The organism is Ralstonia sp. VS2407, from assembly GCF_052950655.1.
On the sequence record NZ_JBRFVG010000079.1, the window covers coordinates 1 to 609 of the forward strand.

At 67.7% G+C, this 609-nt stretch carries 1 pseudogene; it reads right to left on the reverse strand.

The features are described 5' to 3' along the window. Positions 1-609: pseudogene (locus ACU8YE_RS23935) on the reverse strand (autotransporter domain-containing protein); the annotation flags it as partial.

The following is a 609-nucleotide window of genomic DNA, read 5'->3' on the forward strand; positions in this document are numbered from 1 at the left end:
GTGATGTTGCCGGTGCCGAGCGACGCGTTGTCGTTGATGATCGCCACGCCACCGCTCAGCGTCGCGTCCTGCGCGGTGGACGCGCCGTTGATCGTCCAGTTGCCGCCCTGGACGTTCAGGTGATTGAAGTTGATGTAGTTGTTGGCCGCGATCGTGCCGTTCGCGGAAGCGCCCTGCTGCAGGTTGAGCGTGTTGTTGCCGCCCGAGCCGCCGTCGACGATGCCCGTCTGCGCGACGTTGAGCGTGTTCGCCCCGACCGTGATGTTGAACGCGCCCCCGGTGCCGCCGGCCGTGTTGACCTGCGAGCCCGTGATCGCATTGAACGTGTTCGTGCTGTTCGCGCCCATCGACACGCTGCCGTTGATCACGCCCGAGTTGGTGAACGTATTGCCGCCCCCGGGCGCGTTGTTCGAGCCGAACGACACGCGGCCGCTGATCGTCCCGCTGTTCGTCATGTTGACCGTGCCGCCGCCGTAGGCGGCGACCACCGGCGCATCGGCGCCGGTCAGCGTCGCGCCGACCAGCGCGGCGGAGCCGATCACGCCGGTGTTGTTAATGAGCGACGTGCCGCCCGTGCCGTTCTGGACCGACAGCGCCATGCCCGTCACG